This is a genomic window from Pseudomonas sp. PL-6 (assembly GCF_054110165.1).
Genome location: NZ_CM134189.1, coordinates 4,363,944 through 4,382,566 on the forward strand (window position 1 = coordinate 4,363,944; position 18,623 = coordinate 4,382,566).

The following is an 18,623-nucleotide window of genomic DNA, read 5'->3' on the forward strand; positions in this document are numbered from 1 at the left end:
ACGGCCAGCCCCGGCGCCCCGGGGGCGTGCAATTCGCAACGCGGCGCACGGCGCCCATGCGCCCGACCGCTGCATAGCTTTCTATGGACTTGACCGCGAGCTTTGCTTAGTTTGTCCCCGTGTCGGCTGCGCCGGCGCACCCGAATGGCTGCCCCCGAGGGCGCGGGCGGCCCGGACAGACAGGCAGAAGAACAACGACCATGACCCTCGGCACCTCTGGCGATACCCAGCAACCCCCCTTTCAACATTGGTGGCAACTGCGCGGCGAATGGGTGGAAGAGCCCAACCAGCGCCGCGGTGGCGAAAGCGGCGTGCAGCGCCTGCAACGGCAGGACGCGGTCTGGTACGCCAAGCGCCAGGTCGGCCACCTCTATCGCAGCCTGCTGCACCCCAGGGGCCGACCCACCGTGCTGCGCGAACGCAAGGCGCTGCGCGCCCTCGACGCCCTCGGCGTGGCCGTGCCGCAGCTGATCTACTGCGGCGTCGAACGCGACCCGCAACAGGGCTGGCGCGGCCTGCTGGTCACCGCGGCGCTGGAGGGTTTCGCAGATATCGAGAGCTGGTACGCCGACGGCGGCCGCCAGGCCTGCGGCGAAGCGCGACACGCACAGCTGCTGCAACAGATCGGCGCCACCCTGGCGCGCATGCACCTGGGCCGCTGGCAGCACGGCTGCCTATACGCCAAGCACGTCTTCGTACGCCTGGACGGCGACGCCCCGCAGGTGGCCCTGCTCGACCTGGAAAAGAGCCGCCGGCGCCTCAGCCGGGTACGCGCCGCGCGCCACGACCTGCGCCAGCTGCGGCGCCACAGCCCCTGGTCGGACGCAGACTGGCAGCAGCTGCTGCAGGGCTATCGCCAGGTATTCGCCGGCGGCGCCAATGGCCTGGGCTAGCCGGGGTCGACAACGCTGCCAGAGATTCACGGTACGCCTCTTGCTTGAAAAACATACATGCCGGCCCAGCGCCGGCATCTGTTTGCCGCCTACGGGCGATCTTTTCGCACCACCCTCACCAGGACGTGGCTCTGCCCCGCAGCTTTGCGCCGGGCAGCAGGATCAGCTGCGCCACTCTGGCCCCGCTTACCCACCGCCAAGGCCGGCTGCTACAGGGTGCTCCCAAAGGCACCAAAGGTGACGCCTGGGCGTTACCCGCACACAAATTGAACCAACCGGGCTGGCCCGTGTCCCAGCACAGCCCCCAGGTGGTGCCAGCCATAGGCAGTGACCGTTCGTCGCGCAAGACCACGACCGAACGGTGGGTGATCTAGGTTTAGCGAACAGCGTTTGGCAGCGCTTTCAAGGGGTTATCAAAATGAAATTAGAAACAGCACGAGGTTTATTCCTCGGCCTCGCCCTCAGCGTCACGGCCATTGCCGCCGCTGCCTGGCAGGAACCCGCCCCGCGCGTGCTGGAAGCCCGCGACTGCAGCGCCACCGAAGCCTGCCCCAGCGCCCCGCCGCGCAAACCGGCGCCGACGCAAGCCAAACCGGACGCCAACCTGCTGGTGCTGATGTTCGGCCTGAGCGGCGCGCTGAAGGGCGAGCAGTAACGCCCGTTCCGCAACGGGGAATTTGCGCTCGACCCGGGACGGGTTGAGCGCCCCGCCCCGCGCGAATACCACTGGCATCGACGCTCTGGCATCGCCCCAGCATTCGCAGTAAGGTCAGGCATCCCCTCTTGCAAGGATGCCGCATGGCCACCAAAGCCCCCGCCTCCCGCCAGCAGAAGCACCTCGCGGTGCTGATCGACGCCGACAACGCCCCCGCCGCCATAGTCGAAGGCCTGTTCGAGGAAATCGCCAAATACGGCGTCGCCAGCGTCAAGCGCATCTACGGCGACTGGACACTGCCCAACCTGGGCGGCTGGAAAAAGGTGCTGCTCGACCACTCCATCCAGCCGATCCAGCAGTTCGCCTACACCAAGGGCAAGAACGCCACCGACAGCTCGCTGATCATCGACGCCATGGACCTACTCTACACCCGGCGCTTCGACGGCTTCTGCCTGGTCTCCAGCGACAGCGACTTCACCCGGCTGGCGGCGCGCCTGCGCGAGGAAGGGCTGACCGTCTACGGCTTCGGCGAGGAGAAGACCCCCTCGCCCTTCGTCTCGGCCTGCGACAAGTTCATCTATACGGAAATCCTTCGCGCCGACGCCGCCGAGGCAGCGGAAGAACCGCCCAGCAATGGCGACAAGACCAAAGCCGTTGCTGGCGAGACCACAGCCACCGAACCGGCCAAGGCGTCCACCAAGCCGAAGGTACAGAAGGTACCGGTGGACTTTATCGCCAAGGTCATCGACGACAGCGACGACGAGGACGGCTGGATCCAACTCGGCGCCCTCGGCTCGAACATCAGCAAACTGCGCCCGGCATTCGATGCCCGGCTATACGGCTTCAAGAAGCTCAGCGATTTGATCAAGGGGCATGCGAAGCGGTTTGAGCTGCAGGTGCGCGGCAGCAGTGCGACGGGGGGTGAGGCGCTGTATGTGCGGAATCGGAAGGCGGGGAAATAGCTTTGCAGCTAATGTTGGTAGGCATCGTTTCGCCCAGCGCAAGGGTTTAACACAAGAAGGTACAAGATATGGAATTCTTTGAGAAACTGAATAGCCTCGCATCTAAGATTCGCCAACAAGGCGCAGCCATCAAAACAGAAGAGGCCACAAAAAACGCCTTCGTAATGCCGTTCATAAACACCGTGCTGGGATATGACGTATTTGACCCAACAGAAGTGACCCCAGAGTTCGTCTGCGACGTAGGCACGAAGAAAGGCGAAAAAATTGACTACGCAATATTGAAAGACGGTGAAGTTCAAATCTTGGTTGAATGCAAGAAAATTGGCGAGCCATTGAACATCAACCATGCCTCTCAACTATTCCGCTACTTTCATGTTACCAACGCACGTATTTCGATTCTTACCAACGGTCAAGTGTACAAATTTTTCACCGATCTTGACGCGCCTAACAAGATGGACGAAAAACCCTTCCTTGAGCTGGACCTACTTGACATAGATGAACATGCAGTACCAGAGCTTATAAAACTCACCAAATCCGCCTTCGACGTAGAGTCCATTATCAACTCCGCTGGCGAACTCAAGTATGTCAGCCAAATAAAAAAGGAAATTGCCGCGCAATTCAGCAAACCGGAGGACGACTTTGTTAAATTTTTCGCATCGCGCGTTTACGACGGGATGATTACCCAGAAAGTACGCGAACAATTCACGGAACTGACCCGCAAAGCTGTTGCTCAATTCTTGAGCGACCAAGTAAATGATCGCTTGAAGTCTGCGATGAGTGGAGCAATTCAATGAATCGCCCCGGCTTTCCTAGACACTCTCCAAGCTCTGGAAATAACGCTTTTCAAACTCCACTGGCGATAGCTGCATAGCGCTGCTGTGCCGGCGTTTGGGGTTATAAAACATCTCAATGTAATCGAACACATCACTGCGGGCTTCTTCGCGCGTGCCGTAGGTTTTTCGTCGGATGCGTTCCCGCTTCAGCAACTGGAAAAAGCTTTCCGCAACCGCGTTGTCGTGGCAGTTACCGCGTCGACTCATGCTGCTGATCAGGTTGTTGGCCTTGAGGAAGCTCTGCCAGTCCGAGCTGCTGAACTGGCTGCCCTGGTCGGAGTGGATCATCACTTCCTGCTTGGGCTTGCGCCGCCACACCGCCATCAACAGGGCATCAATGGCCAGGTCGCTGCACATCCGTGGCTTCATCGACCAGCCGATCACCTGGCGTGAAAACAGATCCAGCACCACCGCCAAATACAACCAACCCTCATAGGTGCGGATGTAGGTGATGTCGGTGACCCAGACCTTGTTCGGCTCGCTGACGTTGAACTGCCGCTCCAGGCGGTTGGGCGAAGCCACCGTCGGCTTACCGCCGTAATAGCCGGGGCGCCGACGATAGCCGGTCTGCGAACGCAGCCCCTCCACCCGCATCAGGCGAGCCACGCGGTGCCGGCCACAGGACTCGCCCAGCTCACGCAGGTCGTCGTGGATCTTGCGGTAGCCGTAGACCCCGCCGCTTTCCAGCCAGGCATGTTTGATCAACCCGAGCAGGCGCTGATCTTCCTTGGCGCGTACGGATTTCGGCTCGGCCAGCCAGGCGTAGTAACCGCTGGGATGTACCTGGAGGGTCTGGCAGAGACGCCGTACCGGGTACTCCACCGACAGCTTGCTGATGACGGCGTACTTCAGCCGGACTCCTTGGCAAAGTACGCGGCGGCCTTTTTTAGAATGTCTCGCTCTTCGGTCACCCGCTTGAGTTCCGCGCGCAAGCAACGCAGCTCGGCCTGCTGATCATCTACCTGCTGCCGCTGTGCTTGGGGCTTGCTGTAGCGCTTTACCCAGGCGTACAGGCTGTGCGCGGACACGCCTAGACGCTCCGCCACATCGGCAACGCGCAAACCGCGCTCGGTGACTTGCTTGACCGCTTCGATCTTGAATTCTTCGGGGTAACGCTGGTTGCTCATGGCACCTCCTGATGGGCCTCATTATGAGGCTTGAAGGTGTCTACGAAACTAGGGTCGATTCAAACCTATCTGTCGCCTTCACTTCAATCGACTGCAAAAATACATCGGCATTTTTGATCAAGAAAAGAACGAGACGCGCCACCCAATTGGCTCACTGGACGAAATTTACGACTTTGCAGATCAGCTGAAAACGACGATAAGTTTTTACTCATGAGTAGATAATTTGAGATATCCGTAGGGTGGACAACGCGAAGCTTGTCCACCAAGGCGCCTCACAAGATATGCGCCATTCCGACACGGCGCTTTTCGCCCTTACGGCGAGTCACTTTCTCTTTGCTCGCGCGAAAGAGAAAGTAACCAAAGAGAAAGCGCGCCCGGCATCCGGGTTTCGCTCCGCGAAACTTCCCTCGCTCCGGCGCTGCTCCGAGGGTCGTCACGGTGGGCCATCCCTGGCCCATCGTTCCTCGTTTGGCATCCATGCCAAACGCCCCTCTCCACAGCACCTCCACTCGGCCTCCTGACGGGATCAAGAATCGCGTCGCCTACCAGATTCGTGGACCCAACTGCGGAAAGCCATGGGTTACACCCGCCCTGCAGCTTGGCTTCTGGTAGTCCTGCACAGAACGATCAGGCGCCGCCAAACGCCCCTTCAGGAGGCCGAGCGGAATCGTTGCGGAAGGCGCGAGCCGCATGGATGCGGCGAGATACCGATGGCGGCCCCGCGTAAAGGGCCGGACGGCCCTTGTACGCCGGCCCCTGGAGCAACGATGGAGTGAGGGGATTCGAGCGCAGCGAGATCCGGATGGCGGGGCACAGACCTTTTGGTTCCTTTTGGGGCGTTTGCCAAAAGGGACTCGCCGTAAGGGCGAAACCTTAGTGTCAGGCGATAAGAAGGCGGCGCCGTAGTGCAATCCCCCAGCAACAACCAACAGAAACTCTGAAGAAATAGTCGTCATTCCCGTGCAGGCGGGACAGCAGCTTTATCGCTGAACAGCGCTTGCGCTGGCCCGAAGGGAAATAATCCATGACCACCTTAGTCCCTGGGCTCCCGCCTTCGCGGGAGTGACGGTAAACGGCTATTTCGGAACATCCCCACCCCTATCCAGTGAACGGGAAAGGGGGACTAATCGCGTCCTTTCGGCGATATCAGGTGGCTGCCTGAGCTTTCGCGGCTGAAGCTGCTCCTACGGACAAGCCACCTAAGGTCGCGGCTAAAGCCCCTCCCACAAGGGGTTAGCGGCCGGGGATACGAGCAGGCCTCAGCTCACGCCCCCGCAATCAACCTCTCGATAATCCCGCGCAACTCGGGATGCTCCGGCACCCGAATGCCGAACTCATCGCGCAATACCTCCAGCACCGCATCGACGCTCTGCAGCTGCACCCGCTCGCTGTCCTGCCCCAGGCGATGGATGGCGAAGCTGCCATTGTTCAGCGTCTTGCGCAGGCCCGGCCCGGTGCGGGCGGCGATCATCTGGCCGAGAAAGGGCGAATCCGGATGGGTGCACACGTACCAGTTGCCGACCACGTAATCGATATCCGCCACCTTCTGCAGATCGAACAGGTACATCGCCCGCCAGCTGCCGGCCACCAGCGCCCGCAGGGTATAGGTGCCGTCCACCAGGCTGAGGCGGTAGGGCTCGTGCGGCGTGGCCTGCTGCGCCTCGCTGTCCAGCCGCAGCGGGCCGGTCGGCACCATGCCGCCGAAGCCGACGTCGGCGATGTAGCGCACGCCGTCCAGGGTCACCAGCACCAGCATATGGGTGCGCGCCGGCTGGGCATCCTCCGGCCCGCCCATCACCACCCGCCCGGTCAGGCCGCGCGCGTCGAAGCCCAGCGCCTGCAACAGCAGCAGAAACAGGCGGTTGAGCTCGAAGCAGTAACCGCCGCGCCCCTGACGCAGCAGCTTGTCCTGAATCGCGGCGGGTTCGACCTGCACCGGCACGCGCAGCATGCTCGCCAGGGTTTCGAAGGGGAACTCGGCGGTATGCCGCGCCTGCAGCTCGCGCAGGGTGTCGAGGGTCGGAGGTGGCGCCGAGGAGTAACCCAGGCGCTCGAGGTATGTGTGCAGCTCCAGTTTGAATGCTTCGGTCATCGTGCATCTCCCTTTTCTACCTGCCGGCTGTTGTACCAGAGGCGGCCGCAGGGAGATACGCATGGGGCCGATAGCAAAAAGGCCGGTCTTGCGACCGGCCTCTGCTGCAACGCTTCAGCTCACCTCAGCCATTGCTGGGGAAGGCGAACTGCGCCGCCTCGTGGCTCTTGCGCGCCGGCCAGCGTTGGGTGATGGCCTTCTTGCGGGTGTAGAAGCGCACGCCGTCCGGGCCGTAGGCGTGCAGGTCGCCGAACAGCGAGCGCTTCCAGCCGCCGAAGCTGTGGTAGGCCACCGGCACCGGCAGCGGCACGTTGACGCCGACCATGCCCACTTCGATTTCGTCGCAGAACAGCCGCGCCGCTTCGCCGTCGCGGGTGAAGATGCAGGTGCCGTTGCCGTACTCGTGGTCGTTGATCAGCTGCATGGCCTCTTCCAGGCTGCCGACGCGGACGATGCACAGCACCGGGCCGAAGATTTCGTCGGTGTAGATGGCCATCTCCGGGGTCACCTTGTCGAACAGGGTGCCGCCGACGAAGTAGCCGTCCTCATGCCCGGCGACGCGGTAGCCGCGACCGTCCACCACCAGCTCGGCGCCGGCCTTGACGCCGTCGTCGATATAGCCGACCACCTTGTCGCGCGCCGCGGCGGTGACCAGCGGGCCCATGTCCAGGCCGCACTGGGTGCCGGCGCCGATCTTCAGCGCCTTGATCTGCGGCACTATCTTGTCGACCAGCGCGTCGGCGATCTGGTCGCCCACGCACACGGCCACCGAGATGGCCATGCAGCGCTCGCCGCAGGAGCCGTAGGCGGCGCCCATGAGCGCGCTGACGGCGTTGTCCAGGTCGGCGTCGGGCATCAGCACGGCGTGGTTCTTGGCGCCGCCGAGGGCCTGCACGCGCTTGCCGCGCTTGGTGCCCTCGCTGTAAATGTACTCGGCGATCGGCGTCGAGCCGACGAAGCTCAGCGCCTTGACCTCGGGCGCTTGGATCAGGGCGTCGACCGCGTCCTTGTCGCCGTTGACCACGTTGAGCACGCCTTTGGGCAGGCCGGCCTGCTGCGCCAGTTCGGCGATCAACAGGGTGGAGCTGGGGTCGCGCTCGGACGGCTTCAAGATGAAGCAGTTGCCGCAGACGATGGCCAGCGGGTACATCCACAGCGGCACCATGGCCGGGAAGTTGAACGGGGTGATGCCGGCGACCACGCCGATCGGTTGCAGGTCGCTCCAGGCGTCGATGTTCGGGCCGACGTTGCGGCTGTATTCACCCTTGAGGAGTTCCGGGGCGGCGCAGGCGAACTCGACGTTCTCGATGCCGCGCTTGAGCTCGCCGATGGCGTCCTCGATGGTCTTGCCGTGCTCGGCGCTGATCAGTTGGGCGATTTCGTTCTCGTTCTGTTCCAGCAGCTGCTTGAAGCGGAACATGATCTGCGCGCGCTTGGCCGGCGGGGTGTTGCGCCAGGCCGGGAAGGCGGCCTTGGCGGCGTCGATGGCCAACTGCATGGTGGCGCGGTCGGCGAGGCCGACCTGGCGGGTCGATTCGCCGGTGGAGGGGTTGAACACCGGGGCGCTGCGTTCGTTGCCGGCGACGCGTTCGCCGTTGATCAGGTGCGGGATAAGGCTCATGGGGCTCTCCGTTATCGAATGAATTGCGGGGTGGGCCTGAGGCCCTCTCCCCGGCCCCACTCCCCTATAAGGAAGTGGGGAGAAAAGGCGTCAGTCCAGGCTGTTCAGGGTCTCACCGACGGCGTTGAACAGGCGGTCGAGGTCGTCCATCCGGGCGTTGAAGGTCGGCCCGAACTGCAGGGTGTCGCCACCGAAGCGCACGTAGAAGCCGGCCTTCCACAGTTTCAGCCCGGCCTCGAACGGGCGGATCACCGGGTCGCCGTCGCGCGCGGCGATCTGGATGGCGCCGGCCAGGCCGCAGTTGCGGATGTCGACCACGTGCTTGCTGCCCTTGAGGCCATGCAGCGCCTGGCCGAACTGCGGCGCCAGCTCGGCCGCCTGCTGGATCAGGTTCTCGCGTTTGAGCAGCTCCAGCGAGGCCAGGCCGGCGGCGCAGGCCACCGGGTGGGCCGAGTAGGTGTAGCCGTGGGTGAACTCGACCATATGCTCGGGCGACGGCTGCTGCATGAAGGTGTTGTAGATCTCGCTGGAGGCCACCACCGCGCCGAGCGGCACGGCGCCGTTGGTGATCTGCTTGGCCGCGTTGATGATGTCCGGGGTGACGCCGAAGTATTCCGCGCCGCTCCATTTACCCATCCGCCCAAATGCCGTGATCACCTCGTCGAAGATCAGCAGGATATTGTGCTGGGTGCAGATCTCGCGCAGCCGCTGCAGGTAGCCCTTGGGCGGCACGATGACGCCGGCCGAGCCGGACATCGGCTCGACTATCACCGCGGCGATGTTGGAGGCGTCGTGCAGCTCGATCAGCTTGAGCAGCTCGTTGGCCAGCTCGACGCCGCCGCTCTCGGCCATGCCGTTGGTGTAGGCCAGGTGCGGCTGCAGGGTGTGTGGCAGGTGGTCGACGTCCATGAACTGGCCGTACATCTTGCGGTTGCCGCCGATGCCGCCGAGCGAGGTGCCGGCGATGTTGACGCCGTGGTAGCCGCGGGCGCGGCCGATGAACTTGGTCTTGGCCGGCTGGCCTTTCAGGCGCCAGTAGGCCTTGGCCATCTTCACCGCGGTGTCGGCGCACTCGGAGCCGGAGCCGGTGAAGAACACGTGGTTGAGCTCGCCCGGCATCAGGTCGGCGATCTGCTCGGCCAACTGGAAGGACAAGGGGTGGCCGTACTGGAAGCCCGGCGAGTAGTCGAGGGTGCCGAGCTGCTTGGCCACCGCCTCCTGGATTTCCTTGCGCGAGTGGCCGGCGCCGCAGGTCCACAGGCCGGACAGGCTGTCGTAGATCTTGCGGCCGGCATCGTCGAACAGCCAGCTGCCTTCGGCACCGACGATGATCCGCGGGTCGCGCTGGAACTGGCGGTTGGCGGAAAACGGCATCCAGTGGGCATCCAGCTTGAGCTGGCTGGCCAGGGAGGGGGTGGCGGTCTGCGGCATGTTCATAGGGAGCCTCGGCAGTGGCGGCGTGATCGGAGCGGTGTGGGAGGGGCTTTAGCCGCGACTGTCGCCGCTGAAGCGCCTCCCACAGATATGGCATCTGTTGCCAGCAAAGGTGCCACGGGCATAGAGTCAGTAAAACAGCACTCTTCTTATCTTCAGTTAAAGGCTTACTAAACAAATGAGCAGCCGCCGCCCCGATCCGCTGGCCCAGGTCAGCGACTTTGAAATCCGCCTGCTCAAGCTGTTTCGCAGCGTGGTGGAATGCGGCGGTTTTTCCGCCGCGGAAAGTGCGCTGGGCATCGGCCGTTCGGCCATCAGCCAGCAGATGAGCGACCTGGAGCAGCGCCTCGGCCTGCGCCTGTGCCAGCGCGGCCGCGCCGGCTTCGCCCTGACCGAGGAAGGCCGCGAGGTGTACCAGAGCACCCTGCAGCTACTGGCGGCGCTGGAGAGCTTTCGCACCGAGGTCAACGGCCTGCACCGCCATCTGCGCGGCGAGCTGAACATCGGCCTGACCGACAACCTGGTGACCATCCCGCACATGCGCATCACCAACGCCCTGGCGCGGCTCAAGGCGCAGGGCCCGGACGTGCGCATCCATATCCGCATGACGCCGCCGTCGGAGGTGGAACAGGGCGTGCTCGACGGCCGCCTGCACGTCGGCGTGGTGCCGCAGGTCGGCGCGCTGTCCGGCCTGGAGTACCAGACCCTGTACGACGAGCGCTCGCTGCTCTACTGCGCGGTCGGCCATCCGCTCTTCTACGTCGACGACCAGCAGCTGGAGGACGAGCGCCTCAACGCCCAGGAGGCCATCGCCCCGACCTTCCGCCTGCCGCCGGAGGTGCAGAACCACTACCAGGCGCTGAACTGCACGGCCAGCGCCTCGGACCGCGAGGGCATGGCCTTTCTCATCCTCACCGGACGCTATATCGGCTACCTGCCCGACCACTACGCCCAGGCCTGGGTGCAGCAGGGCCGTCTGCGCGCGCTCAAGGCCGCCAGCCGCTTCTACGACATCAGCCTGGCGGCGGTGACGCGCAAGGGCCGCCGCGCGCACCTGGTGCTGGAAAGTTTTCTCGAGGCGCTGGCCGAATCCTGAGCGGGCGGGTCCGTCCGCGCCTCAGGCTCCACTTGAGTGCAGGCCGCCCTATCGCGGGGCGCCGCCGCGCCCGGGAGCCTGCCGAAAGAAATGAACACCAGGTCACGAACAATCGTATGCAGCTGATGCGACAGGGCTTTTGCCAAAGTTGAACACGATTTTGCGCACAAGCTGATCAGTTGGACAGCTTTTTGCACCCGGGCAGCGACCTGACCAAACGGCCAGGAAAACTAGAAAAACACGCTGATCTCAGGAGCCCAGATGAACCCTACTCGCGCGACCCTGCTCGCCGCCAGCAGCCTGCTGCTGGCGACCCAGGCCCAGGCCGATGGCCCGCTGCTTTGGCAGAACAACAGCCTCTCCTACCTCTATGGCAAGAACTTCAAGGTGGAGCCGGCGATTCAGCAGACCCTCACCTTCGAGCACGCCAGCGGCTGGAGCTGGGGCGATCTGTTCTTCTTCGTCGACCAGAAGTTCTTCAACGGCGCGCAGAACGGCGCCGGGGATTCGCGCAGTTTCTACGGTGAACTGAGCCCGCGCCTGTCGTTCGGCAAGCTGCTGGGCCAGGACCTGTCGTTCGGCCCGATCAAGGATGTGTTGCTGGCGACCACCTACGAGTTCGGCGAGGACGAGACCGAGGCCTACCTGATCGGCCCGGGCTTCGATCTCAACGTCCCCGGCTTCAACTTCTTCAAGCTGAACTTCTACTACCGTACCCCTGACGGCAATCGCCCCGACCGCGACGGCGACGGCAACCCCGATGGCAGCGGCGTCTGGCAGGTCACCCCGAGCTGGTCCTACACCCTGCCGGCCGGCAAGTCGGACATTCTCATCGACGGCTACATCGACTGGGTGGTGGACAACGACGCCAGCTATCACAGCAACTACCACTTCAACCCGCAGATCAAGTACGACCTGGGCAAGGCCATGGACTGGGGCGACAAGCAGTTCTACGTCGGGGTGGAGTACAGCTACTGGAAGGACAAGTACGGCATCCAGGACTCGGCGGCCTTCACCACCAACCAGAACACCGCCAGCCTGCTGCTGAAAGTGCATTTCTGATCCACAGCACCCGACCGGCACTGGCTGGTCGGCGTTTTGCAGCCACTTCCAGACTCACCACGGGAATGCCCCCATGACCAGCCAATTGCACCCCAGCTCCGAACTGCTCTACGGCCTGGACGACCGTCCGGCGCCGCTGCCGGCCTTCTTCGCCGCCTTGCAGCATGTACTCGCCTGCTTCGTCGGCATCGTCACCCCGACCCTGATCATCGGTGGCGTGCTCGGCCTGCATGAACAGCTGCCCTACCTGATCAGCATGGGCCTGATGGTGTCCGGCGTCGGCACCCTGATCCAGGCGCGCCGGCCGTTCGGTATAGGCGCCGGGATGATCTGCGTGCAGGGCACCAGCTTCGCCTTCCTCAGCGCCGTGCTGGCCGCCGGGTTGATGGTCAAGGCGCGCGGCGGCAGCCCGGACGACATCCTGGCGATGATCTTCGGCGTGTGCTTTTTCGGCGCGTTCATCGAGATGGTATTGAGCCGCTTCATCGGCCGCCTGCAGCGCATCGTCACGCCCCTGGTGACCGGCATCGTCATCACCATCATCGGCGTCAGCCTGATCAAGGTCGGCATCACCGACGTCGGCGGCGGCGCCAAGGCCGAGAACTTCGGCGCGCCGATCAACCTGGCCCTGGGCGCCCTGGTGCTGGTCACCATCATCGTGCTCAATCGCCTGAACAACCCCTGGCTGCGCCTGTCGGCGATCATCATCGGCCTGCTGGTCGGCTCGCTGGCCGCCTGGTCCGGCGGCGTGCTGGTGCCCAAGCCGTTGCCCGATCTGCCGCTGCTGAGCCTGCCGATCCCCTTTCGCTACGGCTTCGACTTCGACTGGATGGCCTTCGTCCCGGTGGCGCTGATCTACCTGATCACCGCCATCGAAACCACCGGCGACCTGACCGCCAACTGCATGATCTCCAGGCAGCCGATCAAGGGCCCGCAATACCTGCAACGGATCAAGGGCGGGGTGTTCGGCGACGGCGTCAGCTCGCTGATCGCCGCGGTGTTCAACACCTTCCCCAACACCACCTTCAGCCAGAACAACGGCGTGATCCAGCTGTCCGGCGTGGCCAGCCGCCACGTCGGCTACTACATCGGCGCGATCCTGGTGGTCCTCGGCCTGTTCCCGCTGCTCGGCGCCATCCTCCAGCAGATTCCCAAGCCAGTGCTCGGTGGCGCCACCCTGGTGATGTTCGGCACGGTCGCCGCCGCCGGCATCCGCATCCTCGCCCAGGCGCCGCTGGATAGGCGCAGCCTGCTGATCATGGCCACCAGCTTCGGCATCGGCCTGGGCGTGTCCAGCCAGCCCGAGCTGCTCGGCCAGATGCCCACGCTGGTGCAGAACCTGTTCGGCTCGGCGATCACCAGCGGCGGCCTGACCGCCATCCTGATGAATCTGCTGCTGCCGCTGGAGTCCCCCGCCGCGAGCGCGCAGGAACAGGAGGCGGCTGGCTAAGGCTCGACGCTGAATTCCAGGCGGGCGGTCTGGCCGCCCTCGTCGAGCACGCTGAGCTGGTGCCGGCCGACCGCGAACGCATGGGCGAAGGGCGCCCCGGCGGCGCTATCGCCCAGCGGCCGGCCGTCGACGAACCACCAGCGTCGGCCGCTGCCGCCCAGGGTCGACAGGCTCAGGCGCAGCGGTTCGGCGTCGCCCTGCGGTCGGCGCAGGCGATCGCCCTCACGCACGCCGACGATGGACAGCGGCGCCACCTGGGCCGGCGTCGGCGGCGGACAGGCACGATCGGCCGCCGGCAGGCGCGCGCTGCGTCGTTCGCGGCGCGGCAACCAGGGTTCCAGCGGCGCCGGCCATAGCGCCAGCTCGCGACGCTCGGCCTGGGCGCAGCCCGGGGCGACGCGACGGCCGCGGGGATTGAGCCACAGCGGCTCGCGCAGACCGCTGCCCAGCGGCTGGTCGGCGGCCAGCAGGGTCGGCGGCGTGGTGCCCTGCAGGGTCCAGGCGAAGCGCAGGCGCCGGCAGTTAGGATCGTCCCTGTCCAGGGGCTGGCCCAGCGGCCAGCAGATGGCGGCGACGCCGACCTCGGCCGGCTGCGGATCGGCCGGCGCGGCGATGCCGCGCTGGCTGTCGCGGTTGACCAGCAGATCGTGCACCTGCAGCAGCAGCGGCGCCGCCGAGGCCAGGCCGAACTGGCCGGGCACCGGGGTGCCGTCCGGGCGACCGATCCAGATGCCAATCAGGTGGCGCGGGCCGACGCCGATGGCCCAGGCATCGCGAAAGCCGTAGCTGGTGCCGGTCTTCCAGGCCAGGCTCGGCCGTTGCACGAGCTGCGCGCGCGGGTCGCGATCCGGGCGCGCCTGGCCGCTGAGGATGCGCCGCACTATCCAGGCCGCACCGGGCGACAGCAAGCGCCGCTCGCGCAGCTCATCGTCCGGCTGCAGGCGCGGCCGCGCCGCCAGGCCGCCACGGGCGAAGGCGCTGTAGCCGGCCAGCAGCGCCTCCAGGCGGGTGCCGCCACCGCCGAGGATCAACGCCAGGTTGGGCTCGGCCAATGCCGGCAGGCGAATCGGCACGCCGGCGCCGCGCAGCTCGCCGGCGAAGCGCTTCGGCCCGTAGGCCTCCAGTAGCTGCACCGCCGGCAGGTTGAGCGAGGTGGCCAGCGCCTCGCTGGCCGACACCGGGCCGCTGAAGCCGACGGCGAAGTTGCCGGGACGGTAGTCGCCGTAATGCCGCGGCACGTCCTGCAGCAGCGACTCGGAGTGGATCAACCCGGCGTCCAGGGCCATGCCGTAGAGGAATGGCTTGAGCGTCGAGCCGGGCGAGCGCAACGCGCGCACCATGTCGACGTGGCCGAAGCGCGTGGCATCGCCGATATCCGCCGAGCCGAGGTAGGCGCGCACCGCCATGCTCTGGTGCTCCACCACCAGGATCGCCGCCGAGGTGCGCTCGGGCAGGCGCGCACGCCAGCCCAGCAGCAGGTCTTCCAGGCGCAATTGCAGGCCGGCGTCGAGGGTGGTGCGGATCAGCGGCGGACTGCCGGCGCGGTTCAGCCGCCGCGCCAGCAAGGGCGCCAGACTAGGCTCGCGGCGTGGGGCGAGGAATACCGGCTCCTCCAGCGCCTCGTCCACCTGCGTCTGCGGCCATACGCGGAACTCGGCCAGACGCCGCAGCACCTTGTCGCGCGCGGCCTGGGCGCGCTCGGGGTGACGATCCGGCCGCAGCCGACTGGGCGCCTGCGGCAGCACCGCGAGCAATGCGGCCTCGGCGCGAGTGAGCTGGCTCGGCGGCTTGCCCAGGTAGCTCCAGCTGGCCGCCGCCACGCCCTCCAGGGTGCCGCCGAAGGGCGCGCGATTCAGATACAGGGCGAGGATCTCGTCCTTGGACAGGTGCCACTCCAGCTGCGCGGTGCGCCACAGCTGCTTGAGCTTGCCGGGCAGGTCGCGGCCATGCGGATCGAGCAGGCGCGCCACCTGCATCGACAAGGTGCTACCGCCGGACACCACGCGCCCGCCGCTGAGGTTCTGCCAGGCTGCGCGGGCCAGGGCCAGCGGGTTGACCCCGGGGTGCAGGCGGAACCAGCGATCCTCGTAGGTCAGCAGCGCTTCGAGGTAATAGGGCGAGACCTGGTCCGGGGTCACCGGGTAGCGCCATACGCCGTCGCGATCGGCGAAGCGCCACAGCGGCGTGCCGTCCTCGGCCAGCACCACGCGGGCCAGATCGTCCTCGGGCAGTGGCAGCGGGAACAGGCGGTCGGCGAGCCAGAGCAGCGACAGCACCAGTATCGGCAGCGTTACAAGCCGATATCGACGCCCCACTCCAGCACTCGGCCTCATCCAATGGTTCGCAAGCACCAAAAACCTCTAAGAACTTGTAATTAATCAATTTTCCGTAATAGCTGAAGGTACGAGCGACAGCTTAAAGTCATTAATTTGACGAATATTTTTTCAACCAACCAGACAGACAACGCCAGCCGTCGAAATTCTGTCTATTGGCTATTTCAGCAGCTTTACAACGCCTCGGCACTGACCTAAACCAATATCAAACTGACACCATACCCAGATCGGCCGCAGGCTGAAGGCCCTCCCAGTAGAGGGCTCAGCACCCTGCCGCAGGAGTTCTTACGGGCGCATTTTTTCGAGCCCCGCGCTTCGCCGGCAGGCTCGCTTTACAGCCCCTGTTCACTCCACTGCTCACTCCGGCGGACCTATGCCTTTCCGCTACGGAGACGACGAGTATGAAGTACCCGCTCTGGATGATGGGAGAGCTGCACCACTTCTAAAAGGCCACGTAAGTAAGAAGGTTCTTTCACCTATACCTGCGCCGCTGCCGAGCCGCGTTTCGATAAGAGAGGAAGTAGTCATGGCCATCTCCACAGTGTCTTTCACCAATACTCCACAGGCGGTGGACGATTACTACACCGCCACCCAGACTGGCCTCACCGAGAACTCGACTGAGACCATTATTCTGGCGGTGATGGCCAACGACCTGGGCGGTAAGGCCAAAACGCTCTACTCCCTGGATGACGGCATAGAGAACGAAGGCTCGGCCACTTCAGCGGACCTGCTAATGAAGGATCTAGTGGGGGTCAACAACGTCAGCCAGTATGGTGCGCACATCGCCATCATGGCCGACGGCACAGTTGCCTACACCATGACAGATACGAGCAGGGCGCACTTCGTCTCACTGGGTGCAGGCGAGATCGGTTACGACAGCTTCACCTACGCCATCCGCCTAGGCAACGGCACGCTGAGTTGGGCCACGGCGACGGTCGAGATTAGAGGGGTGAACGATGCGCCGCTGATCACCAGTTCGACCCAGACCGGCGCCGTCAGCGAGGACGGTACCCTCGGCGCCGCCGGCCAGGTCACCGCCAGCGATGTCGATGACGGCGCCACCCTCAGCTTCAGCGGCAATGCCAGCAGCGCCTACGGCAGCTTCGCGGTCGATGCCACGACCGGTGAGTGGACCTACTCCCTGGACAACGCCGCCGCCCAATCCCTGGCCGCCGGCCAGGAGGTGAGCGAAACCTTCACCGTCACCGTCACCGACGACCAGGGCGCCACCGCCACCCAGGACGTGACCATCACCATCACCGGCACCAACGATGCGCCGCTGATCACCAGTTCAACCCAGACCGGCGCCGTCAGCGAGGACGGTACCCTCGGCGCCGCCGGCCAGGTCACCGCCAGCGATGTCGATGACGGCGCCACCCTCAGCTTCAGCGGCAATGCCAGCAGCGCCTACGGCAGCTTCGCGGTCGATGCCACGACCGGTGAGTGGACCTACTCCCTGGACAACGCCGCCGCCCAATCCCTGGCCGCCGGCCAGGAGGTGAGCGAAACCTTCACCGTCACCGTCACCGACGACCAGGGCGCCACCGCCACCCAGGACGTGACCATCACCATCACCGGCACCAACGACATACCGTTGATCAGCGGCATTTCGACAGGCAGCGTTCAGGAAGACACAAACGTCGTGGCCGGCAAACTCACAACCAGTGGCGCGCTCACGATTAACGATGCCGATGCCGGCCAGTCGTCGTTCCAGGCACAGCCAACGGTGGCTGGAACTTATGGCAGCTTCACACTCACGGCCTCCGGCAACTGGACCTACTCGGTCAACAACAGCCTGGCGGCGATTCAGGCTTTGCAGACCGGGCAAATGCTGACCGACAGCTTTACCGCCGTATCATTCGATGGCAGCGCATCGCAATTGGTGGAAGTGACCATTCACGGACTGAACGATGTCACCGCGTTCACCGGTACCACAGGCCCCAATACGTTCAGCTTCAACGCAGCGGCCAGTGGGGTCTCTACCATTACCGACCCCGGGAGCAACAACGATGCGATTCAAATCACCGGAGATAATGTCACGCTGACATCGCTTAACTTCGAGAAAGTCGGCAATGACCTGGCGATCACCATCAACGACCAGCACATCACAGTGCTCAATCACTTCGGTGCTTCCGCCAATGCAGTTGAAACTATCACCTTTGCCGCTGGGCAAAGCTATTTCGGCTACGCCCTGGAAGGTGACTACAAGATCTTCTCTGGTAACGACTTCGTCGCCAACAACGGCAACAGCAACGACGTTATCGCCGGCACTTCCACTGCCCAGACAATTGATGGCGGAGGTGGGGCCAGCGGCAGGGATCTGTTGTTCGGTAATAACGGCAACGACACCTTGATCGGCCGCAATGACAACGACCTGCTGGTAGGCGGAGCTGGCAACGATAGTCTGCAAGGCGGAGCTGGCCTCGATACCCTTGTGGGCGGCGACGGCGACGACATCCTGATCGGCGGGCTAGGGAACGACACCCTGATAGGCGGCGCCGGGGCCGACACCTTCGTATTCGCGGAAACAACCGGAGCATCCAATCTGGACCAGATTCTCGACTACAGCTTCGCCGAAGGCGACAAGCTCGATCTCTCGGCCCTGCTCAATGCTAATTTCGTTTCTGGAAGCCAGGTATCGGACTTCGTCAAACTAGTTCAGACAGGCGCCGATATCACCGTTCAGGTGGATGTAAACGGGGCTACGGGTGGGCCAAGCTTCGCCGATGTGGCGGTGCTGACCAACTACGGCACCACCGGCTCCGACCTGGTGCGCGCGTGGTTCGGCGATGTCGACCATACCCTGGCGGTCTGACTCCGCAGTGGACAGGGGCTGACCGGGAGGGCTTAACGCCCTCCCGTGCCGACTAAGGGAGCGAACCGCCCCACTCGCCGATAGCCCGCTTTGCTCTGGCCAAGGCGCTCCCGCCCAGCGCCAGCGGGATGATCCGAGATGCGGGCGTGGCTAGCGGCCCTCGTAGGTCAGCAACGCTTCCACGTGATAGGGCGAAACAACGTCCGCGCTTGCCGACGAAAGCCACACGCTGTTGCGGTCGCCGAACCAG

Annotated in this window: 12 protein-coding genes and 2 pseudogenes; 9 read left to right on the top strand and 5 right to left on the bottom strand. The window is 64.4% G+C overall.

What is annotated here, in order from left to right:
- Nucleotides 1-200: 200 nt before the first annotated feature.
- The 4 genes and pseudogenes from ACW9UL_RS18930 to ACW9UL_RS18945 all read left to right on the top strand — a co-directional run.
- Nucleotides 201-893: a lipopolysaccharide kinase InaA family protein gene (locus ACW9UL_RS18930; protein WP_457787941.1), complete on the top strand. Its 693-nt coding sequence runs from the start codon at nt 201-203 to the stop codon at nt 891-893.
- Nucleotides 894-1,311: 418 nt separating this feature from the next.
- The gene (locus tag ACW9UL_RS18935) at nt 1,312-1,548 is read left to right on the top strand and encodes a hypothetical protein (RefSeq protein ID WP_031303580.1); all 237 of its coding nucleotides are present in this window, start codon (nt 1,312-1,314) and stop codon (nt 1,546-1,548) included.
- A gap of 143 nt (nt 1,549-1,691) precedes the next feature.
- Entirely contained in the window at nt 1,692-2,510 is an 819-nt protein-coding gene (locus ACW9UL_RS18940; RefSeq protein WP_457787942.1) for an NYN domain-containing protein, read from the top strand.
- A gap of 68 nt (nt 2,511-2,578) precedes the next feature.
- A pseudogene (locus ACW9UL_RS18945) lies at nt 2,579-3,301 on the top strand (type I restriction endonuclease); the annotation flags it as partial.
- 18 nt (nt 3,302-3,319) lie between these two features.
- Here ACW9UL_RS18945 and ACW9UL_RS18950 read toward each other — a convergent pair.
- Nucleotides 3,320-4,470 (bottom strand): IS3 family transposase gene (locus ACW9UL_RS18950; protein ID WP_191833612.1). Its coding sequence is split into 2 segments (ribosomal slippage): nt 3,320-4,233 and nt 4,233-4,470, totalling 1,152 coding nucleotides; the frame shifts between segments, so codons are not numbered across the junction.
- 61 nt (nt 4,471-4,531) lie between these two features.
- Between ACW9UL_RS18950 and ACW9UL_RS18955 the strand changes: the two are divergent.
- Nucleotides 4,532-4,684, top strand: a pseudogene (locus tag ACW9UL_RS18955) (restriction endonuclease); the annotation flags it as partial.
- 1,050 nt (nt 4,685-5,734) lie between these two features.
- On the opposite strand, the gene ACW9UL_RS18960 reads toward ACW9UL_RS18955, so the two are convergent.
- The 3 genes from ACW9UL_RS18960 to aptA form a co-directional block, all read right to left on the bottom strand.
- Nucleotides 5,735-6,562 carry an arylamine N-acetyltransferase family protein gene (locus ACW9UL_RS18960; RefSeq protein WP_457787943.1) on the bottom strand — a complete coding sequence of 276 codons (828 nt, stop codon included), beginning with the start codon at nt 6,560-6,562 and terminating at the stop codon, nt 5,735-5,737.
- Nucleotides 6,563-6,686: 124 nt separating this feature from the next.
- Nucleotides 6,687-8,183 (bottom strand): CoA-acylating methylmalonate-semialdehyde dehydrogenase, encoded by a 1,497-nt coding sequence (locus tag ACW9UL_RS18965; protein ID WP_457787944.1) that lies wholly within the window; start codon nt 8,181-8,183, stop codon nt 6,687-6,689.
- Between the two features lie 90 nt (nt 8,184-8,273).
- Nucleotides 8,274-9,620, bottom strand: a complete 1,347-nt coding sequence (aptA, locus tag ACW9UL_RS18970) for an omega-aminotransferase AptA (protein WP_397497940.1) — start codon at nt 9,618-9,620, stop codon at nt 8,274-8,276.
- Nucleotides 9,621-9,795: 175 nt separating this feature from the next.
- Between aptA and ACW9UL_RS18975 the strand changes: the two genes are divergently transcribed.
- The 3 genes from ACW9UL_RS18975 to ACW9UL_RS18985 all read left to right on the top strand — a co-directional run bounded on the left by ACW9UL_RS18975 (nt 9,796) and on the right by ACW9UL_RS18985 (nt 13,225).
- On the top strand, nt 9,796-10,713 hold the full coding sequence (locus ACW9UL_RS18975; RefSeq protein WP_021445326.1) for a LysR family transcriptional regulator: 918 nt from the start codon (nt 9,796-9,798) through the stop codon (nt 10,711-10,713).
- A gap of 261 nt (nt 10,714-10,974) precedes the next feature.
- Nucleotides 10,975-11,775, top strand: a complete 801-nt coding sequence (locus tag ACW9UL_RS18980; RefSeq protein ID WP_457787945.1) for an outer membrane protein OmpK — start codon at nt 10,975-10,977, stop codon at nt 11,773-11,775.
- A 73-nt stretch (nt 11,776-11,848) separates the two neighbouring features.
- A complete protein-coding gene (locus ACW9UL_RS18985; protein WP_397497938.1) occupies nt 11,849-13,225 on the top strand; it encodes a nucleobase:cation symporter-2 family protein in 1,377 nt (458 codons plus the stop codon).
- Here ACW9UL_RS18985 and pbpC read toward each other — a convergent pair.
- Nucleotides 13,222-15,558 (bottom strand): peptidoglycan glycosyltransferase PbpC, encoded by a 2,337-nt coding sequence (pbpC, locus tag ACW9UL_RS18990; RefSeq protein ID WP_457787946.1) that lies wholly within the window; start codon nt 15,556-15,558, stop codon nt 13,222-13,224. The two genes, ACW9UL_RS18985 and pbpC, sit on opposite strands and share 4 nt — an antisense overlap.
- Nucleotides 15,559-16,084: 526 nt before the next feature.
- Here pbpC and ACW9UL_RS18995 point away from each other — a divergent pair.
- Nucleotides 16,085-18,373 (top strand): VCBS domain-containing protein, encoded by a 2,289-nt coding sequence (locus ACW9UL_RS18995; protein ID WP_457787947.1) that lies wholly within the window; start codon nt 16,085-16,087, stop codon nt 18,371-18,373.
- Nucleotides 18,374-18,623 lie beyond the last annotated feature (250 nt).

Excerpts from the sequence above, each read along its gene's own strand:
- ACW9UL_RS18930 (WP_457787941.1), top strand. The coding sequence starts at position 201 with ATGACCCTCGGCACCTCTGGCGATACCCAGCAACCCCCCTTTCAACAT.
- ACW9UL_RS18935 (WP_031303580.1), top strand. The coding sequence starts at position 1,312 with ATGAAATTAGAAACAGCACGAGGTTTATTCCTCGGCCTCGCCCTCAGC.
- ACW9UL_RS18940 (WP_457787942.1), top strand. The coding sequence starts at position 1,692 with ATGGCCACCAAAGCCCCCGCCTCCCGCCAGCAGAAGCACCTCGCGGTG.
- ACW9UL_RS18960 (WP_457787943.1), bottom strand. The coding sequence starts at position 6,562 with ATGACCGAAGCATTCAAACTGGAGCTGCACACATACCTCGAGCGCCTG.
- ACW9UL_RS18965 (WP_457787944.1), bottom strand. The coding sequence starts at position 8,183 with ATGAGCCTTATCCCGCACCTGATCAACGGCGAACGCGTCGCCGGCAAC.
- aptA (WP_397497940.1), bottom strand. The coding sequence starts at position 9,620 with ATGAACATGCCGCAGACCGCCACCCCCTCCCTGGCCAGCCAGCTCAAG.
- ACW9UL_RS18975 (WP_021445326.1), top strand. The coding sequence starts at position 9,796 with ATGAGCAGCCGCCGCCCCGATCCGCTGGCCCAGGTCAGCGACTTTGAA.
- ACW9UL_RS18980 (WP_457787945.1), top strand. The coding sequence starts at position 10,975 with ATGAACCCTACTCGCGCGACCCTGCTCGCCGCCAGCAGCCTGCTGCTG.
- ACW9UL_RS18985 (WP_397497938.1), top strand. The coding sequence starts at position 11,849 with ATGACCAGCCAATTGCACCCCAGCTCCGAACTGCTCTACGGCCTGGAC.
- pbpC (WP_457787946.1), bottom strand. The coding sequence starts at position 15,558 with ATGAGGCCGAGTGCTGGAGTGGGGCGTCGATATCGGCTTGTAACGCTG.
- ACW9UL_RS18995 (WP_457787947.1), top strand. The coding sequence starts at position 16,085 with ATGGCCATCTCCACAGTGTCTTTCACCAATACTCCACAGGCGGTGGAC.